The organism is Nocardioides sp. GCM10030259, from assembly GCF_042666375.1.
Taxonomy (GTDB): Bacteria; Actinomycetota; Actinomycetes; order Propionibacteriales; family Nocardioidaceae; genus Nocardioides.
This window is the reverse complement of sequence record NZ_JBHTDF010000008.1, coordinates 218,330-235,189: the sequence shown is the minus strand read 5'-3', so window position 1 is coordinate 235,189 and position 16,860 is coordinate 218,330. Positions and strand designations below refer to the sequence as shown.

20 protein-coding genes are annotated in these 16,860 nt (G+C 72.5%); 11 read left to right on the top strand and 9 right to left on the bottom strand.

The window, feature by feature from the left end; genetic code table 11:
- The first annotated feature begins 41 nt into the window (after positions 1 to 41).
- Positions 42 to 704, top strand: a complete 663-nt coding sequence (locus tag ACFQQI_RS09730) for a response regulator (RefSeq protein WP_378561591.1) — start codon at positions 42 to 44, stop codon at positions 702 to 704.
- Positions 705 to 818: 114 nt separating this feature from the next.
- On the opposite strand, the gene ACFQQI_RS09725 is transcribed toward ACFQQI_RS09730, so the two are convergent.
- Entirely contained in the window at positions 819 to 2,402 is a 1,584-nt protein-coding gene (locus ACFQQI_RS09725) for a GAF domain-containing protein (RefSeq protein WP_378561588.1), read from the bottom strand.
- A 27-nt stretch (positions 2,403 to 2,429) separates the two neighbouring features.
- Positions 2,430 to 2,870, bottom strand: a complete 441-nt coding sequence (locus ACFQQI_RS09720; RefSeq protein WP_378561585.1) for a pyridoxamine 5'-phosphate oxidase family protein — start codon at positions 2,868 to 2,870, stop codon at positions 2,430 to 2,432.
- Positions 2,871 to 3,023: 153 nt separating this feature from the next.
- On the opposite strand from ACFQQI_RS09720, the gene ACFQQI_RS09715 reads away from it, so the two are divergent.
- Entirely contained in the window at positions 3,024 to 3,875 is an 852-nt protein-coding gene (locus ACFQQI_RS09715) for a universal stress protein (protein WP_378561582.1), read from the top strand.
- Positions 3,876 to 3,882: 7 nt separating this feature from the next.
- Here ACFQQI_RS09715 and ACFQQI_RS09710 read toward each other — a convergent pair whose 3' ends face one another.
- Positions 3,883 to 4,248, bottom strand: coding sequence for a YchJ family protein (locus ACFQQI_RS09710; RefSeq protein ID WP_378561579.1), 366 nt, complete (start codon positions 4,246 to 4,248; stop codon positions 3,883 to 3,885).
- A gap of 74 nt (positions 4,249 to 4,322) precedes the next feature.
- On the opposite strand from ACFQQI_RS09710, the gene ACFQQI_RS09705 reads away from it, so the two are divergent.
- The gene (locus ACFQQI_RS09705; protein WP_378561576.1) at positions 4,323 to 5,717 is read left to right on the top strand and encodes a magnesium chelatase; all 1,395 of its coding nucleotides are present in this window, start codon (positions 4,323 to 4,325) and stop codon (positions 5,715 to 5,717) included.
- Positions 5,714 to 7,735 carry a VWA domain-containing protein gene (locus ACFQQI_RS09700; RefSeq protein ID WP_378561573.1) on the top strand — a complete coding sequence of 674 codons (2,022 nt, stop codon included), beginning with the start codon at positions 5,714 to 5,716 and terminating at the stop codon, positions 7,733 to 7,735. Before ACFQQI_RS09705 ends, ACFQQI_RS09700 begins: the two co-directional genes overlap by 4 nt.
- An 8-nt stretch (positions 7,736 to 7,743) precedes the next feature.
- On the opposite strand, the gene ACFQQI_RS09695 is transcribed toward ACFQQI_RS09700, so the two are convergent.
- From ACFQQI_RS09695 to ACFQQI_RS09685, 3 genes are all read right to left on the bottom strand, one after another.
- Complete coding sequence (locus tag ACFQQI_RS09695) at positions 7,744 to 8,082, bottom strand: STAS domain-containing protein (protein ID WP_378561570.1); 339 nt, start codon at positions 8,080 to 8,082, stop codon at positions 7,744 to 7,746.
- Between the two features lie 134 nt (positions 8,083 to 8,216).
- Entirely contained in the window at positions 8,217 to 9,065 is an 849-nt protein-coding gene (locus tag ACFQQI_RS09690; RefSeq protein ID WP_378561567.1) for an ABC transporter substrate-binding protein, read from the bottom strand.
- Between the two features lie 80 nt (positions 9,066 to 9,145).
- On the bottom strand, positions 9,146 to 9,820 hold the full coding sequence (locus ACFQQI_RS09685; RefSeq protein WP_378561564.1) for a hypothetical protein: 675 nt from the start codon (positions 9,818 to 9,820) through the stop codon (positions 9,146 to 9,148).
- 133 nt (positions 9,821 to 9,953) lie between these two features.
- Between ACFQQI_RS09685 and ACFQQI_RS09680 the strand changes: the two genes are divergently transcribed.
- The 6 genes from ACFQQI_RS09680 to ACFQQI_RS09655 are packed head-to-tail and all read left to right on the top strand — an operon-like array spanning position 9,954 to position 12,911.
- Positions 9,954 to 10,736, top strand: coding sequence for a sulfite exporter TauE/SafE family protein (locus ACFQQI_RS09680; protein WP_378561561.1), 783 nt, complete (start codon positions 9,954 to 9,956; stop codon positions 10,734 to 10,736).
- A gap of 28 nt (positions 10,737 to 10,764) precedes the next feature.
- Entirely contained in the window at positions 10,765 to 10,893 is a 129-nt protein-coding gene (locus ACFQQI_RS09675) for a hypothetical protein (RefSeq protein ID WP_378561558.1), read from the top strand.
- Complete coding sequence (locus tag ACFQQI_RS09670; RefSeq protein WP_378561555.1) at positions 10,890 to 11,204, top strand: pyridoxamine 5'-phosphate oxidase; 315 nt, start codon at positions 10,890 to 10,892, stop codon at positions 11,202 to 11,204. The genes ACFQQI_RS09675 and ACFQQI_RS09670 overlap by 4 nt, the downstream gene beginning before the upstream one ends.
- Entirely contained in the window at positions 11,201 to 11,935 is a 735-nt protein-coding gene (locus ACFQQI_RS09665; protein WP_378561552.1) for a VOC family protein, read from the top strand. Before ACFQQI_RS09670 ends, ACFQQI_RS09665 begins: the two co-directional genes overlap by 4 nt.
- Positions 11,932 to 12,432 (top strand): DinB family protein, encoded by a 501-nt coding sequence (locus ACFQQI_RS09660; protein ID WP_378561549.1) that lies wholly within the window; start codon positions 11,932 to 11,934, stop codon positions 12,430 to 12,432. The genes ACFQQI_RS09665 and ACFQQI_RS09660 overlap by 4 nt, the downstream gene beginning before the upstream one ends.
- On the top strand, positions 12,429 to 12,911 hold the full coding sequence (locus ACFQQI_RS09655) for a GNAT family N-acetyltransferase (protein WP_378561546.1): 483 nt from the start codon (positions 12,429 to 12,431) through the stop codon (positions 12,909 to 12,911). The genes ACFQQI_RS09660 and ACFQQI_RS09655 overlap by 4 nt, the downstream gene beginning before the upstream one ends.
- Positions 12,912 to 12,914: 3 nt before the next feature.
- On the opposite strand, the gene ACFQQI_RS09650 is transcribed toward ACFQQI_RS09655, so the two are convergent.
- The 3 genes from ACFQQI_RS09650 to msrA form a co-directional block, all read right to left on the bottom strand.
- On the bottom strand, positions 12,915 to 14,270 hold the full coding sequence (locus ACFQQI_RS09650) for an ABC1 kinase family protein (RefSeq protein ID WP_378561543.1): 1,356 nt from the start codon (positions 14,268 to 14,270) through the stop codon (positions 12,915 to 12,917).
- A 70-nt stretch (positions 14,271 to 14,340) separates the two neighbouring features.
- Complete coding sequence (locus ACFQQI_RS09645) at positions 14,341 to 14,700, bottom strand: YciI family protein (protein ID WP_378561540.1); 360 nt, start codon at positions 14,698 to 14,700, stop codon at positions 14,341 to 14,343.
- A 141-nt stretch (positions 14,701 to 14,841) separates the two neighbouring features.
- A complete protein-coding gene (gene msrA / locus ACFQQI_RS09640; protein WP_378561536.1) occupies positions 14,842 to 15,492 on the bottom strand; it encodes a peptide-methionine (S)-S-oxide reductase MsrA in 651 nt (216 codons plus the stop codon).
- A gap of 193 nt (positions 15,493 to 15,685) precedes the next feature.
- On the opposite strand from msrA, the gene ACFQQI_RS09635 reads away from it, so the two are divergent.
- Complete coding sequence (locus ACFQQI_RS09635) at positions 15,686 to 16,849, top strand: cystathionine gamma-synthase (protein WP_378561533.1); 1,164 nt, start codon at positions 15,686 to 15,688, stop codon at positions 16,847 to 16,849.
- Positions 16,850 to 16,860 lie beyond the last annotated feature (11 nt).

The window sequence follows — 16,860 nt, the reverse complement described above, 5'->3', positions numbered from 1 at the left end:
GGTCCCGATGCGGCAGGGCCCGCGACTGGTAGGAATGGGGCATGAGCGACGAGCCCCGCACGGTCCGCGTCTACCTGCTCGATGACCACGAGGTCGTGCGCCAGGGGCTGCGGGCACTGCTCGAGAGCAACGACGACATCGAGGTCGTGGGCGAGTCGGGGTCCGCGACCGAGGCCGCGAGCCGGATCCCCGCGCTGCGGCCGGACGTCGCGGTGCTCGACGCCCGCCTGCCCGACGGCTCCGGCATTGAGGTCTGCCGCACCGTGCGCGCGGTCGACGCGTCGATCCGGGGCCTGATCCTCACGTCGTACGACGACGACGAGGCGCTGTTCGCCGCGATCATGGCCGGGGCCTCCGGCTACGTGCTCAAGCAGATCCGCGGCGCCGAACTCGTCGACGCCATCCGGCAGGTCGCCGACGGCAAGTCCCTCATCGACCCGAGCATGACCGCCAAGGTGCTGGAGCGGGTGCGGCACCCGCAGACGGTCGCGCCCGAGCTGGCCGAGCTGACCGAGCAGGAGCGCAAGCTGCTCGCGCTGATCGCCGAGGGTCTGACCAACCGCCAGATCGGCGAGCGGATGTTCCTCGCCGAGAAGACCGTGAAGAACTACGTCTCCAGCATCCTCGCCAAGCTCGGCCTCGAGCGGCGTACCCAGGCGGCCGTGCTCGCCAGCCGGCTGCTCGGCGACCAGCACCACAGCTGAGCCGCCCACTGGCTGTAACGGGGTGTTGTGACGTCTTCCGCCCCGGTGTGACGGGTCGGAAGCTGCCACAACACCCCGTTACAGCTGGCGCGCGACCCCGACCCCGCCCACCGCTCAGCCCGGCAGCGGCGCCCGCCAGACGAACGACGTGCCGCGCGGGGTACGACGGGTCACCTCGAGCCGGCCGCCGAGGGCGCTGGCGCGCCGGCGGGCGTTGCGCAGCCCGCTCTCGCGGTCGACCTCGCCGATGCCGATGCCGTCGTCGAGCACGGTGAGCCGCACCTCGCCGTCGGCGACGGTCACGTCCACCTCGCCGTGGTCGGCGGCCGCGTGCCGGGCGAGGTTGGAGAGCGCCTCGCGCAGCACGGGCAGCAGCTGGTCGCGGACCTCGGCCGGTACCGCGGAGTCGACCGGCCCCGACGTGCGGATGACGGGCTCGAACCCGAGCAGGGGCGCGTACTCGTGGACGAGCGCCCGCAGGTCGGCGCGCAGCGACGGGCCGGTCCGGTGCTGCTGGAGCTCGAAGATCGTGCCGCGGATGTCGCGGATCGTCTCGTCGAGCGCGTCGGCGGCACCGCGCACGATCTCGGCGACGTCGGGGTTCTGGGCCGTCACCTCGGCGCGCTGGAGGTGCAGCCCGGTCGCGAACAGCCGCTGGATCACGACGTCGTGCAGGTCGCGGGCGATGCGCTCGCGGTCGGACGTGACGGCGAGCTCGGCGCGGTCGTCGAGGCCCTGGGCCCGGTCGAGTGACAGTGCGGCGTGCTCGGCGAAGGAGACGAACAGCTCGCGGTCCTCCACCGGCAGCGGCCCGGTGCCGGGCTCGTAGAAGGCGACCAGCAGGCCGCTGCCGGCCAGGTGCGTGCGCAGGGGTACGACGAACGCGCCGTACCCCTCGACGGCGCGCTCGACCGGCCGCGACGCGTGGGTGGCGACCGGGTCGTCGACGAGGCCGCTCAGCGCGGCGGAGACCGTGGGCAGGTCCTCGGGCCGGGCGCAGGAGAACTGCGGCGAGCTACCGGGCCGGCTGGTGGTGGCGGCGACCGCACGCGCCCGCGCGACGCTCCGGGCCGACCGCGCGATCTCGCGCAGCGCGGTGTCGAAGCCGACCGGCGGCTGCACGGCCTCGTCGAGCTCGGCCGCCGCCTCGAGCCACTGGCGCCGGCGCTCGCTCAGGCCGTAGGCGCGGGCGTTCTCGATGACGAAGCCGGCGGTGTTGGCGAGGGCCTCGACGAGGAGCTCGTCCTGCTGGGTGAACGAGCGGCCGTCGGCCTTCTCGGTCAGGTAGAGGTTGCCGAAGACCGTGCCCCGGATCCGGACGGGTACCCCGAGGAACGTGGCCATCGGCGGGTGGTTCGGCGGGAAGCCGGTCGCGTCGGGGTGCCGCGCGAGGTCGTCCAGGCGGATCGGCTCGGGATGCCTGATCAGCAGGCCGAGGATGCCGCGGCCGTGCGGCAGGTCGCCGATCCGGGCGCGCTCCTCCTCGGAGATCCCGGTCGTCACGAACTCGACGAGCGCGGACTCGTCGCCGATCACCCCGAGCGCGCCGTACCGCGCATCGGTCAGGCGCGTCGCCGCCTCGACGATCCGCGACAGCACGCTGCGCAGGTCGAGGTCGGACGAGATCGCCGCGACGGCGTCGAGGAGCGCCCGGGTCGTGTCGGGCAGGGCGGCGGCGGAGTCGTCGCTCGGGTGCACGGGGCCAGTCTGCCCGAGCGCCGTCGCCTAGACCGCGCGGCGTACTGGCAGGACATCGAGGGGATCCCAGCCGACGCCGATCTGCCGGCCCGTGAGCTCGGTCCAGCGCAGCCGCAGGTAGAGGTTGCGGGAGCCGCCGGCCCACGGGTGCGGGTCGCCGGTGGCCCGGATCCGGTCGAGCTCGGCCTGGTCGGTGACGACGTCGGCGCGGCCGCGGGCGACGACGCTCCAGCCGCGCCAGCGCTCGTGGTCGAACCAGTCGACCTCGAAGGCGAGCATGCTGCCGCGGCCGTAGGTGCCGAGGACGCTGTACGGCGAGGTGCGCATGATCAGCGCCTCGCCGACGACCGCGTAGTTGACCGGCACGATGTGCGGGCCGTCCGGTGAGGACAGCGCCACGCGACCGGTGACGCCGGCGCCGAGGAGCAGCGCACACCGGTCCGGGCTGAGGTCGACCGTCTCCTGCACGACTGCCTCCTTCGCTGGTGGGATCCGGTGGTGGGATCTGGTGGTCGATCCATGGTGCGCGCGGCCCGCGCGCCCTGCCATGGGCCAATGGTCCCGAGACCGCCGGGCCTTCGGCGCTACTCCTCCCGGACCGGCCGGGAGGAGCGTGGGGCCATGGAGAACTCACTCATTCCTCCGGGCACCGTCGTCGTGGGCATCGACGGCTCACCCTCGTCGGACCGGGCCCTCGACTGGGCGATCGACCACGCCACGCGCGAGCGCCGGCAGCTGACGCTGGCCTTCGGCGTCGACCCCGCGGGCTCCGCGTGGGCAGACCCGATGGGCGGGAGCCACCGCGCCGTGGTCGAGGAGATGGCCGAGGACGGGCGCCGGCTGCTGACCGAGGCGCGCCAGTACGTCCACCTGCGGGCGCCCGACCTCGCGGTGCACGAGACCGCGTGGATGGCAGACCCCCGGGTGACGCTGCTCCGGCTCGCCGAGGACGCGAGCCTGCTGGTCGTGGGCTCACGCGGCCGCGGACCGGTCGCGAGCCTGCTGCTCGGCTCGGTCAGCGTCGCCGTCGTCCGGCACGCCACCTGCCCGGTGGTCGTCGTGCGGCCGGGCAACCGCGGAAAGGTGCGCAACGGCGTCGTCGCCGGCGTCGACAGCGGGCCGGCCTCGCGCGCCGTCGCGGAGTTCGCCTACCACCAGGCGTCCCTGCGGCAGCTGCCGCTGACGATCCTGCACGGCGTCGAGGAGGTCTGGCCGCCCGACGCGACCGACGAGGACCTCCGGCTGCCGATCGCCGAGGCGCTCGGCGGCCTGGCCGAGAAGTACCCCGACGTCAGTGCCCGCGTCGAGCTGGTGCGCGACGACGCCGCAGGCACGCTCGTGGAGCGGTCGCAGCGGATGGACCTCGTCGTGGTCGGTGCACACCGGGGCGGGCGGCTGTCGACGTTGCTGACCGGGTCGGTCGCGCTGAGCGTCGTCGAGCACTCCGACTGCGCCGTGGCGGTCGTCCCCTAGTCAGCTGCTAGGAGACGTCGCCGTCGACGTACACCCAGCGCTCGCCGCGACGCTGGAAGCGGCTGCGCTCCCGCAGCTCGCCCGGCACGCCGGCGCGGGTGAAGGACGCGACGAACTCCACCCAGTCGGCGCCGTCGTCGACCACCTCCAGGCCGGTCCAGGTCAGCCCGGGGTCGGGGGAGAGGTCGGCGGGCCGGGTCCGCGGGTGCCAGGTGCGGAACACGTAGTCGAGGTCGCCGACGGCGTACGCCGCGTAGCGCGACCGCATCAGCTCCTCGGCCGTCGCCGCGGCCACGGCACCCCGGTGCATCCGGCCGCAGCACGCGTCGTACGTCGCGCCGGAGCCGCACGGGCAGGTGTCCTGGAGGGCCACGGTGATCAGCGTAGGGCTCCCGTCACCTGCCCGTAACCGGAGACGGGTCCCGGTTCTTGTCTCGTCGGCGTAGCGTGAAAGCCGTGACTGCTCCCTCCATCAGCACGGTCGGAGAGCTGCGCGCCTCCGGCCACGTCCAGAAGTCGCTCCGCCAGGAGATCCGCGACAACCTGCTCGCGGCGCTCCGCGAGGGCCGGGATCCGTGGCCCGGCCTGCACGGGTTCGAGGACACGGTGGTGCCGCAGCTCGAGCGGGCGCTGATCGCCGGCCACGACGTCGTGCTGCTCGGCGAGCGCGGCCAGGGCAAGACCCGGCTGCTGCGGACCATGGTCGGCCTGCTCGACGAGTGGACCCCGGTGATCTCCGGTTCCGAGCTCGGCGAGCACCCCTACGACCCGATCACCGTGACGTCGCAGCAGGCGGCCGCGACGTACGGCGACGACCTGCGCATCTCGTGGCGGCACCGCGACGAGCGGTACGCCGAGAAGCTGGCCACCCCGGACACCTCGGTCGCCGACCTGATCGGCGACGTCGACCCGATGAAGGTCGCGGAGGGCCGCTCGCTGGGTGACCCGGAGACGATCCACTTCGGCCTGATCCCGCGCAGCCACCGGGGCATCGTCGCGATCAACGAGCTGCCCGACCTCGCCGAGCGCATCCAGGTCGCGATGCTCAACGTGATGGAGGAGCGCGACATCCAGATCCGCGGCTACGTGCTGCGGCTGCCGCTCGACGTGCTCGTCGTCGCGACCGCGAACCCCGAGGACTACACCAATCGCGGCCGCATCATCACGCCGCTCAAGGACCGCTTCGGCGCCGAGATCCGCACCCACTACCCGACCGAGCTCGACGACGAGGTCGCGGTGATCCGGCAGGAGGCCGAGCTGGTCGCAGACGTGCCCGACCACCTGGTCGAGATCCTGGCCCGCTTCACCCGCGCGCTGCGCGAGTCCAGCTCGGTCGACCAGCGCTCGGGCGTCTCGGCGCGCTTCTCGATCGCGGGCGCCGAGACGATCGCCGCGGCCGCGCTGCACCGCGCGACCAGCCAGGGCGAGTCCGAGCCGGTCGCCCGGGTCGTCGACCTCGAGACCGCGGTCGACGTGCTCGGCGGCAAGATCGAGTTCGAGACCGGCGAGGAGGGCCGCGAGACCGAGGTGCTCACCCACCTGCTGCGCACGGCCGTAGCCGAGACCGTGCGCCAGCGCTTCCGCGGCATCGACCTCGGCCTGCTGGTGCAGGCGATCGAGAACGGCGCGATGGTCACCACCGGCGAGCAGGTCACGGCCCGCGACTTCCTCACCGGGCTGCCGGTGCTCGGCGAGTCGGAGCTGTACGACGAGGTGTGCGACCGGGTCGGCGCGGCCAACGACGGCCAGCGGGCGGGTGCCATCGAGCTCGCGCTCGAGGGCCTCTACCTCGCCCGCAAGATCGGGAAGGACACCGACGGCGCGGAGACGGTCTACGGATGAAGGACCGCACCCGCTTCAAGCGCTACGAGGGCGGCGACCCGCTGGCCCCGCCGGTCGACCTCGCCGAGGCGCTCGACGCCATCGGGGAGGACGTGATGGCGGGCTACTCGCCCGAGCGCGCCATGCGGGAGTTCCTGCGTCGCGGCGGCCGCGACCAGAGCGGTCTCGACGACCTGGCCCGCCGGGTCGCCGAGCGCCGGCGCGAGCTGACCCAGCGGCACAACCTCGACGGCACCCTCCAGGAGATCAAGGAGCTCCTCGACCATGCGGTGCTCGAGGAGCGCAAGCAGCTCGCGCGCGACGCGATGATGGACGACGGCGACCGCGCCCTGCGCGAGATGCAGCTGGAGAACCTGCCGCCGAACACCGCCGCGGCGGTGAGCGAGCTGTCGTCGTACGACTGGCAGAGCAGCCAGGCCCGCGAGGACTACGAGAAGATCAAGGACCTCCTCGGCCGCGAGCTGCTCGACCAGCGCTTCGCCGGCATGAAGGAGGCGCTCGAGAACGCCACCGACGACGACCGCGCCGCCGTCAACGAGATGCTCGGCGACCTCAACGAGCTGCTCGAGAAGCACCGCCTGGGCGACGACACCCAGGAGGACTTCGACGAGTTCATGCGGAAGCACGGGGACTTCTTCCCCGAGAACCCGCAGAACATCGACGAGCTCCTCGAGTCGCTCGCCCAGCGCTCCGCCGCGGCCCAGCGGATGCTCAACTCGATGTCGCCCGAGCAGCGCCAGCAGCTGATGGAGCTGTCGGCGCAGGCGTTCGGCTCGCCGCAGCTGGCGGACCAGCTCGGCCGGCTCGACGACAACCTCCAGGCGTTGCGGCCCGACCTCGACTGGGGCGGCTCGGAGCAGATGTCGGGCGAGGAGGGGCTCGGCCTCGGCGACGGCACCGGCGTCTTCCAGGACCTCGCCGACCTCGACCGGCTCGCCGAGCAGCTCTCGCAGTCGTACGGCGGCGCGCGCATGGACGACCTCGACCTCGACACGCTCGCGCGGCAGCTGGGTGACGACGCCGCGGTCGACGCGCGCACCCTCCAGGAGCTCGAGCGGGCGCTGCGCGACTCGGGCTACCTCCAGCGCGGCTCCGACGGGCAGTACCGGCTCTCCCCGAAGGCGATGCGCCAGCTCGGCAAGACGCTGCTGCGCGACGTCGCCGAGCGGATGTCGGGCCGGCAGGGCAACCGCGAGCTCCAGCGGGCCGGCGCAGCCGGCGACCTGTCCGGCGCGACCCGGCAGTGGGAGTTCGGCGACACCGAGCCGTGGCACGTCCCGCGCACCATGCTCAACGGCGTCCTCCGCCGAGCGGCCGACCCGAGCGGGCCGCGACTGAGCGTCGACGACATCGAGGTGCAGGAGACCGAGGCGCGCACCCAGGCGGCGGTCGCGCTGCTGGTCGACACGTCGTTCTCGATGGCCATGGACGGCCGCTGGGTGCCGATGAAGCGCACCGCCCTCGCGCTGCACACGCTGATCCGGTCCCGGTTCCGCGGTGACCAGCTCCAGCTGATCGGCTTCGGCCGGCACGCCGAGGTGATGGAGATCGAGGAGCTCACCGCGCTCGACGCGATGTGGGACAAGGGCACCAACCTCCACCACGCCCTGCTGCTCGCCAACCGGCACTTCCGCAAGCACCCGAGCGCCCAGCCGGTGCTGCTGATCGTCACCGACGGCGAGCCGACCTCGCACCTCGAGCCCGACGGCCAGGTCTACTTCGCCTACCCGCCGCACCCGCTGACGGTGGCGTACGCCGTGCGCGAGCTCGACAACGCCGGCCGGCTCGGCGCGCAGACGACGTTCTTCCGGCTCGGCGAGGACCCCGGACTCGCCCGCTTCATCGACCAGATGGCCCAGCGGGTCGACGGCCGGGTGGTCGCGCCCGAGCTCGACGACCTCGGAGCCGCCGTCGTCGGCTCGTACCTCGGCGGCCGCGGCCGCGGCGGCCCGTGGGGCGGGTACGGCGGCGGGTACGGCGACTGGTTCGGCGGCCGCGGCTTCTGGGCCGGCGACTGACCCAGGGCTCAGGCCAGCAGCCGCTCGGCGAGCGGCTGGTCCAGGTCGAAGGCGGAGAGCAGGCCCGCGACGCTGCTCACCCACAGGAAGGCGCTGCTCGCGGCCACGAACTTCAGGGATCCGCCGGAGGTCTTCGCGGTGTTGTGCAGGTGCACGAACGACCCGAGCCCGGAAGCGTCGACGAAGGTGACGGCCGCGACGTCGACCGTGAAGTCCACGCAGCCGCCGTCGAGCGCGGCCTCGATGTCGCGCTGGACCAGGGGCGTGGTGAAGATGTCGAGCTCCCCGGAGACCGTGAGGTGCGCGCGGGGTGGGTCCAGCCTGACGGCCGATGAGTACAACATCATGGTTCCCGGTCGAACGCGTATCGATAAACCGGGAACGGAGGCGCCTTGGGCGACGGGTCACGAGAAACTCTCGGCTGCCTCGACGGTACGCCGGTCGACCCACAATTGACAGCCCACGGGTGGGTGAGCTTCCTTCAGGCCGGGTGCAGCAGGGCCGCCAGCTCCTCCACGCCGTCGACCAGGCGGGTGCCCGGGCGGGCCCACGCGGCGTTCGCGTCCACGGCGTGCACGGGCACCCCGGCCGGCAGCACGCCGGCGGCCACCAGGTCGTCGGCGAGCGTCCGCGCCCCGGCGAGGTCGTAGCCGCAGGGCGCGACGACCACGACGTCCGGCTCGGCCTGGTGCACGGACTCCCACGGCACGCGCTCGGACCGCGCTCCGGGCCTGCCGAGCAGGCACTCGCCGCCAGCGGCCTCGACCATCTCGGGGACCCAGTGGCCGGGCGCGTACGGCGGGTCCGTCCACTCCAGCAGCATCACCCGCGGACGACGCCGCTCGGCGACCCGGGCGCGGACGGCGGCGAGCCGGTCCCGCAGCGAGGCGACCAGCGCCTCGGCCGCGGAGACGTGCCCGGTCGCCGTGCCCGGCACGACGATCGAGCCGAAGACCTCGTCCAGCGTGTGCGGGTCGATGGTCAGCACCTCGGCGCGGCAGCCGAGGTAGGAGAGTGCGTCGTCGACGACGGACACGTCCACGGCGCAGACGGCGCAGAGGTCCTGGGTGACGACGAGGTCGGCGTCGAGCTCGGCGAGCGCGTCGGCCGAGAGGTGGTAGAGATCCTCGCCGCGGCTCATCGCGCCCGCGACGTACGCGTCGATCTCCGCGGGTGCCAGGCCCTCCGGCATCGCCGAGGTCGAGACGATCCGGCGGGTGCGCGCCTCGGCGGGGTGGTCGCACTCGAAGGTCACGCCGACGACGTCGTCCCCGGCGCCGATCGCGAAGAGGATCTCCGTGGTGGACGGCAGCAGCGAGACGATCCGCACCCCACCGACACTAGGACATGCGGACGGCCCCGGACCGGTGGGTCCGGGGCCGTCCTGCGTGAGCGGCCGGTGGGGTGGCGTCAGCTCACGGTCGTGAGGCCGAGCTTGGTGAACTCGACCGACTTCGGGATCGAGGGCGCGGTCGCGTCCATCGACATCGCCGTCGTGTAGACGACGAACTTGCCGTCACGGGCGAAGAGCGAGTTCATGACCGTCGACGAGTCGGGGCAGGTCAGCTTCATCTGGTAGCCCCAGCGCTCGTCACCGAGCTTGAAGTTGATCTTCTTCATCGACGACTTGCAGTCCGGCTGGCCGCCGGTGCCGCCACCGCCGCCCCCGCCGGGGTTCGTGACCGGGCACTTCTTGGCGTACTTCTCGTAGCCGTGCAGGTAGTCGATCGCCGCCTTGGTGCTCGGGAACTTCATCGCGGTGGCGGAGAGGCCCGGCCGCTCGCCGGTCATCTCGAAGGCGGTCGGGTCCTCGAGCAGCGCGGGGTCGCTGTAGTCGGGGGAGTACGACGCCGAGGTCTGGCTGGCGCCCTTGATGACCTTCTGCGAGCCGCACTTCTTGCCCGGGCCGAAGACCTTGCTGGTGGACTCGGAGACCGTGGAGACGTGGGGGTAGATCTTGGCGGTGGCCTCGGCCGTCGGGACCTTGGCCGCGCCGGCCGCGGTGGCGGACGTCGCGAGGACGGGGACGGTGACGACGGGGACGACGAGCGCGATCAGCGCCCGGTTCATCCAGCGACGGGACATGGGACTCTCTCTTTCGGTGGCTCCGGGGTGTCTCGAGGGCTTGTGCCGTCGTGGACCCGATTCGGTTCGGTGGGAGTACTCAAGCCGCGCCCACTTGAGGACCACTGGGAACCGACTTGGAGAATGTCCTGCGATGGACGACCTCTCCGCGACCGTGCTCGCCCTGCTGGGCCTGGCGGCCCTGACCGCGGGCTTCGTGGACGCCGTCGTCGGCGGCGGCGGGCTGATCCAGCTCCCTGCGCTGCTGGTCGGGATGCCGGGCGCGACGCCGGTGCAGATCCTCGCGACCAACAAGGTGGCGTCGATCAGCGGCACGACGGTGAGCGCGGCGACGTACTACCGCCGGGTCCGGCCCGACCCGCGGACGTTCCTGCCGCTGATGGCGCTGGCCTTCGTCGGGTCCGCTCTGGGCGCGCTGGTGGCGAGCCAGATCCCGCGCTCGGCGTTCGAGCCGATCGTGCTGGTCGCGCTGATCGTCGTCGGCACCTACGTGCTCCTCAACCCGCGGCTCGGTGCGCGCACGATGCTGCGGTACCACGGGCACCGCCACACGTTCATCGCGATGGGCACGGGCCTCGCGGTCGGCTTCTACGACGGGGCGCTCGGCCCCGGCACCGGCAGCTTCTTCGTCATCGCGCTCGTCGGCCTCATGGGCTACGGCTTCCTCGAGGCGTCGGCCCAGGCGCGGCTCGCGAACTGGGCGACCAACCTCGCGGCGATCCTGGTCTTCGCGCCGCAGGGCGCGATCGTCTGGCAGGTCGCGCTCGTGATGGGCGCCTGCAACATCGTGGGCGGGTACGTCGGGGCGCGCACGGCCGTCGCCCGCGGGTCCCGCTTCGTGCGGGTCTTCTTCATCGTCGTGGTCTCGGCGTTCATCGTGCGGATCGGCGGCGAGGTGCTGGGGCTGTGGGGCTGAGCCACCTGACCATCGCCGGGCCGCGCGGGTGACGCTGCGCCTCGGCGTACCTCCGGAGCAGGAGCAGCGCCTGGCCGCGCTCGTCGCCGAGCTGACCGCCGGCTCCGGTGAAACCCGGGTGGCGGGCGAGCGCTGGGTCGATAGCCTCACCACATGAGTGTTGTCGTCGACCTCGCCGACCTCCCCGAGCAGCTGAAGGCGTTCGACCGCGGCTACCTGCTGACCGCGAAGGACGGGCTGGTCAAGGCGGTCTCCGTCCGCGCGGTCGCCGAGGACGGCGCGCTGCGCGTGCCGGCCCCGGGCCGCGGCTCGGTCGCCAACGTCGGCGCCAACCCGTCGGTGACGCTGCTCTTCCCGCCGTTGGACAACCCCGGCATGACGCTCCTCGTCGACGGCACCGCCGCGGCCGACGGCGACGACGTCCGCGTCACGCCGACCGGCGCCGTCCTGCACAAGCCCGTCTCATGACCACCACTCCCTTCTGGGTGAGCGCCTTCCTGGACCTCGCCCCCGGCGACTTCGACCGCGGCGTGGAGTTCTGGCGCGACGTCACCGGGTACGCCATCTCCGACCCGCGCGGCGAGCGCGACCACTTCGTGACGCTGGTGCCGCCGGACGGCGACGACTACCTGCGCGTCCAGCACCTCGCCGAGGGCCCGGCCCGCCTCCACCTCGACCTCCACGTCGAGCACCCCGCCATCGCCGCCGAGGCCGCGATCGAGCTCGGCGGGCATGTGCTGATGCGGCACGAGCAGGGGTACGTCGTCGTGCGGTCGCCCGGCGGCTTCGTGTTCTGCTTCGTGAGCCACCCGGCGCGGGTCCGCCCGCGCCCCGCGAGCTGGCCCGGCGGCCGTTCCCAGGTCGACCAGGTCTGCCTCGACATCCCGCCCTCGGCGTACGACGGCGAGGTGGAGTTCTGGCAGAAGCTGACCGGCTGGGAGCACGACCCGGACGTCGACCGGGAGTTCGCGCGCCTCGAGCCGCCCGACACGATGCCGCTGCGCTGGCTGGTCCAGCGCCTCGACGACGAGCAACCGGCGGTGACCGCCCACTTCGACCTGTCGGCGGAGGACCGCGAAGCCGAGATCGCCCGCCACGTCGACCTCGGCGCGACGGTCGGCGACCGGCACGACTGGTGGACGGTGCTGACCGACCCCGTCGGCACGACGTACTGCATCACCAGGAGGGAGCCCCGATGACTCGACCCACGAGTGGCGAGCGCGCCATGATCCAGGGATTCGTCGACCACAACCGCGACGTGCTGCGCCGCAAGTGTCGCGGCCTGACGGCCGAGCAGCTGAACCAGCCGCTCGCGCCGTCGACGATGACCCTGGGCGGCATGCTCAAGCACCTAGCGTGGGTCGAGAGCTGGTGGAGCCGGGCGATCTTCCTCGACCAGCCGCAGGGCGAGCCGTGGGACTCGGCGGACTGGAAGGCGGACAGCGACTGGGAGTGGCACTCCGCCGTCGGCGACGACCCGAAGGAGCTGCGCGCGATGTTCGAGGCGGAGGTGGCCGCGGCCGACCGGGTCTACGCCGCGGCCGACCTCGACGACCTCGCGGCGCGCGCCGGCCGGAACGGCGAGCGGGCCAGCCTGCGCTGGATCCTGCTGCACCTGATCGAGGAGTACGCCCGCCACGACGGCCACGCCGACCTGATCCGAGAGTCGATCGACGGGAAGGTCGGGCACAAGTGATCCGTGCGATGACGGCGGCCGACTGGCCGCAGGTGTGGGAGTTCTTCGACGAGATCGTGCGCGCCGGCGAGACCTACGCCTACCCGCTCGACCTCACCTCCGAGCAGGCGCACGCCCTCTGGACGCCCCCGGCGCCCGCACAGACCGTCGTGTACGAGGGCCCCGACCGGATCCTCGGCAGCGCCCTGATGGGGCCGAACCGGCCGGGCCGCGGCAGCCATGTCGGCACCGCGTCGTTCATGGTCGCCCCGGAGGCGCGTGGCCGCGGCGTGGGACGCGCGCTGGGCGAGTATGTCGTGCAGTGGCACCGCGACCACGGCTTCCGCGCGATCCAGTTCAACGCCGTCGTGGAGACCAACACCGGCGCCGTACGCCTCTGGGAGTCGCTGGGCTTCGAGGTCGTCGGCACCGTGCCCGAGGCGTTCGACTCCCGCGCGCACGGCCTGGTCGGCCTGCACGTCATGCACCTCAAGCTGTAGGAGTCAGCTCGGGCCGGGCTCGGCGCTGGGGTCGGCGAACCCCGGCAGCGACTCGGTGAGGATCTGCCGGAACGGCGCCTCGCACTCGAGCTGGCACAGCACGCCCAGGCCGGCGATCCAGGTGCGGTGGATGAGCAGGTACGACGGAGGCAGGTTGAGCTTCATGCCGACGGTGTACGCCGGGTCGCGCGGGTCGTTGATGCGGGCGAACTGCTTGCGCATCCAGGCGCGGCTGAACCGGAACTTCTCGACTCGGGTGGGCTCGACGAACGGCGCGAGGTAGTCGAGGACCTGGCGCGCGTCGACCGAGATGCGCTCCTTGATGAAGCCCTCGGCGCGCAGCCCCTCGACGAGCCCGGCCTCGTCCTCCTGGGCCGCGATGCGCAGCAGCCGGCCCATCACCTCGGGCAGGCCGCGCTCGGGCAGCCGGGCCACCGCCCCGAAGTCGAGCACGCCCAGCCCGCCGGGCGTGCCGTCGGCGTGCGGCAGGATCCGGTAGTTGCCGGGATGCGGGTCGGCGTGGAGCATCCCGGTGCGCACCGGGCCGGAGAAGAGGAAGCGCACGAAGAGCTCGCCGTAGTGGTCGCGCTCGTCCTGGGAGCCGCCGGCGATGATCGACGCCAGGGACGCGGGACTGTCGAGCCACTCGGTCACCAGCGTGGTCGGCCCGACGTCGACGACGTCGGGCACCACGATCTCCGCGTTGTCGCGGAAGGCCGCCGCGAACGTGCGCTGCGCCTCGGCCTCGAGCTGGTAGTCGAGCTCGTCGGCGGCGCGGGCCTGCAGCTCCTCGACGAGCGGCTTCAGGTCGAGGCCGGGCACGAGCGGCGCGGCCGTCCGCGCCACGCGCGAGATCGCGCGCAGGTCGGAGCGCAACGCGTCGCCGGCGCCGGGGTACTGCACCTTCACCGCGACGTCGCGGCCGTCGTGCCAGCGCCCCCGGTGCACCTGGCCGATGGACGCCGCGGCGGTCGGACCGCCGTCGAGCCAGACCAGCCGGTCCTTCCAGTCCGCGCCGAGGTCGTGCGCCAGGATCTCGCGCACGGTGGCCGTCGGCATCGGGGGAGCGGCGTCCTGGAGCCGGGTCAGCTGCTCGCGGTAGGGGCCGACCAGCTGCTCGGGGAACGCCGACTCCAGCACCGACAGCATCTGGCCGAACTTCATCGCGCCGCCCTTGAGCTCGCCCAGGGTCCGGAAGAGCTGCTCGGCGGTCCGCTGCTGGATCTCGGTCATCACGACCTCGGCGGGCGCGCCGCCGATCCGCTTGCCGAGCCCGAGCGCGCTGCGCCCGGCGTACCCGATCGGCAGGGCGGCGAGCCTCGCCGTCCGTGCCACGGCCTTGCGGGGCAGCTCGGTCATGCCCCGATTGTCCCAAACGACCCCAGCCGCCGTCCGGCGGCCGGCTGCCCGGCGGTCAGTCCAGGTGGACTCACGACGACCGGGGTAGGCCCTTGAACCGGCGTACCTCCTGCGGCCAGCCGCAGGCCACCGCGATCCTGCCCGCCCACATCCGGGCCGCCTCCTCATCGGCGACGTCGACCACCGTGAGCCCGCCGAGCCACTCCTTCGTCTCGACGAAGGGTCCGTCGGTGAAGATCACCTCGCCGCTCGTCGCGTCGGCGCTGAACGTCTCGTCGACCTCCTCGTCGAGGCCACCCGCGAAGACGTACGCCCCCGCAGCCTTGATCTCGTCCACGACCGCGCTGGCTAGCGGCCCCCGTCCGCGGAACCACTCCTCGGAGTGGTCGCCCACCCACTGCTGGTTGAAGTAGATGAGGTACTGAGGCATCTCTGCTCCCTCGACTCGGGCGGACCCGCTGTCCGCCGCCACGAAGGCTACGAACACGGTGCGGCCGATACGACAGCCCCGCGCGAAGAAGATGGGCCCCGCGTCCGTGACGCGAGGCCCATCGTGGCGATGCAGGGCGGTTCAGGCCGTAGCGGGGAACCGAACGCCGGTGTTGGCGTGGCAGCGGTAACCGTGCGGGTTCTTCGCGAGGTACTGCTGGTGGAGATCCTCGGCGTAGTAGTACGGCGTGTCCGCCGCCGGCCGGATCTCGGTGGTGATGTCACCGAGGCGGCGGCGACTCAGCTCGTCGCCGTAGACCTTCGTCAGCTCGCGGGCGACCTGCTCCTGCTCGGGCGTGGTCCAGTAGATCGCGGAGCGGTACTGGGTGCCGACGTCGTTGCCCTGGCGGTAGCCCTGGGTGGGGTCGTGGACCTCGAAGAACGTCTTCACGAGGTCGGCGTACGACACCTTCGCGGGGTCGAACACGATGCGCACGGCCTCGGTGTGGTTGGTGCGGCCCGAGCACACCTCCTCGTACGACGGGTTCGGCGTGGTGCCGCCGGCGTACCCGACCGACGTCGACCAGACGCCGTCGCGCTGCCAGTAGATCTCCTCGGCGCCCCAGAAGCAGCCGAGCCCGAACAGCGCGACCTCGAAGCCCTCGGGGATCTCGTCGGTGACGACCGGGGCGTCGAGCACGCGGTGCCGGTCCGCGATGGGGAAGGTGCGCTCGGCGCGGCCGGCGAGCGTCTGCTCGGGGGCGACCATCTCGGCCTTGCGGGAGAGGAACACGGGGTCTCCTTCGTTCGGAGTGATGAGGCACAGTCTGTAACACCGGCGGTGGTCCGCTCGTTCCCCGGGTCTCTCCTGTCACTCGGGCCCCATCTCCCGGCAGGAACTCGTGCTCCTGTCGAGCAACTGCACGACGGAAGCACGTGTTTCACCGGGTACCCGGTGAAACTCGCCGCCCCGCTAGCCTCGGAGGATGAGCGAGCAGCAGCATCGGAACAAGTCGGGCTTCGAGACGCGTGCGATCCACGCCGGCTACGAGCCCGATCCGACCACCGGCGCGGTGATCCCGCCGATCTACGCGACGAGCACCTACAAGCAGGACGGCGTCGGGGGACTGCGCGGCGGCTACGAGTACAGCCGCTCGGCCAACCCGACCCGCACCGCGCTCGAGGGCAACATCGCGGCGCTGGAGGAGGGGGAGCGCGGCTTCGCGTTCGCCTCCGGGCTGGCCGCCGAGGACACGCTGGTGCGTAGCGTCTGCCGGCCGGGCGACCACGTGGTGATCCCCGACGACGCGTACGGCGGCACGTTCCGGCTCTTCGACAAGGTCGAGAAGGTCTGGGGCCTCGAGCACAGCCCGGCGCCGGTGTCCGACGTCGAGAAGGTGGCCGCGGCGATCCGCCCGGGCGAGACGAAGGTGGTCTGGGTCGAGACGCCGACCAACCCGCTGCTCAACATCGGCGACATCGCGGCGCTCGCGACCGTCGCCCACGACGCCGGCGCGCTGCTGGTCGTCGACAACACGTTCGCCTCGCCGTACCTCCAGCAGCCGCTCACCCTCGGGGCCGACGTCGTCGTGCACTCGACGACCAAGTACTGCGGCGGCCACTCCGACGTCGTCGGCGGCGCGCTCGTCGTCAAGGACCTCGAGCTCGCCGAGAAGGTCGGCTTCCACCAGAACGCCATGGGCGCGGTCGCCGGGCCGTTCGACTCGTGGCTCACCCTGCGCGGCCTCAAGACGCTCGCGGTGCGCATGGACCGCCACTGCGACAACGCCGAGCGGGTCGTCGACTTCCTGACCAGCCACCCGAAGGTCGGCGAGGTCATCTACCCCGGCCTCGAGACGCACCCCGGCCACGAGGTCGCGCAGCGCCAGATGAAGAGGTACGGCGGGATGGTGTCCTTCCGCGTGACCGGAGGTGAGCAGCACGCCCTTCAGGTGTGCGAGCGCACCGAGGTCTTCACGCTCGGCGAGTCGCTGGGTGGCGTCGAGTCGCTCATCGAGCACCCCGGCCGGATGACCCACGCCAGCGTCGCGGGCACCGACCTCGAGGTGCCGGCAGACCTGGTGCGGATCAGCGTCGGCATCGAGACCGCCGACGACCTCGTGGCCGACCTGGAGCGGGCCCTCGACTGAGCCGGCCCGGA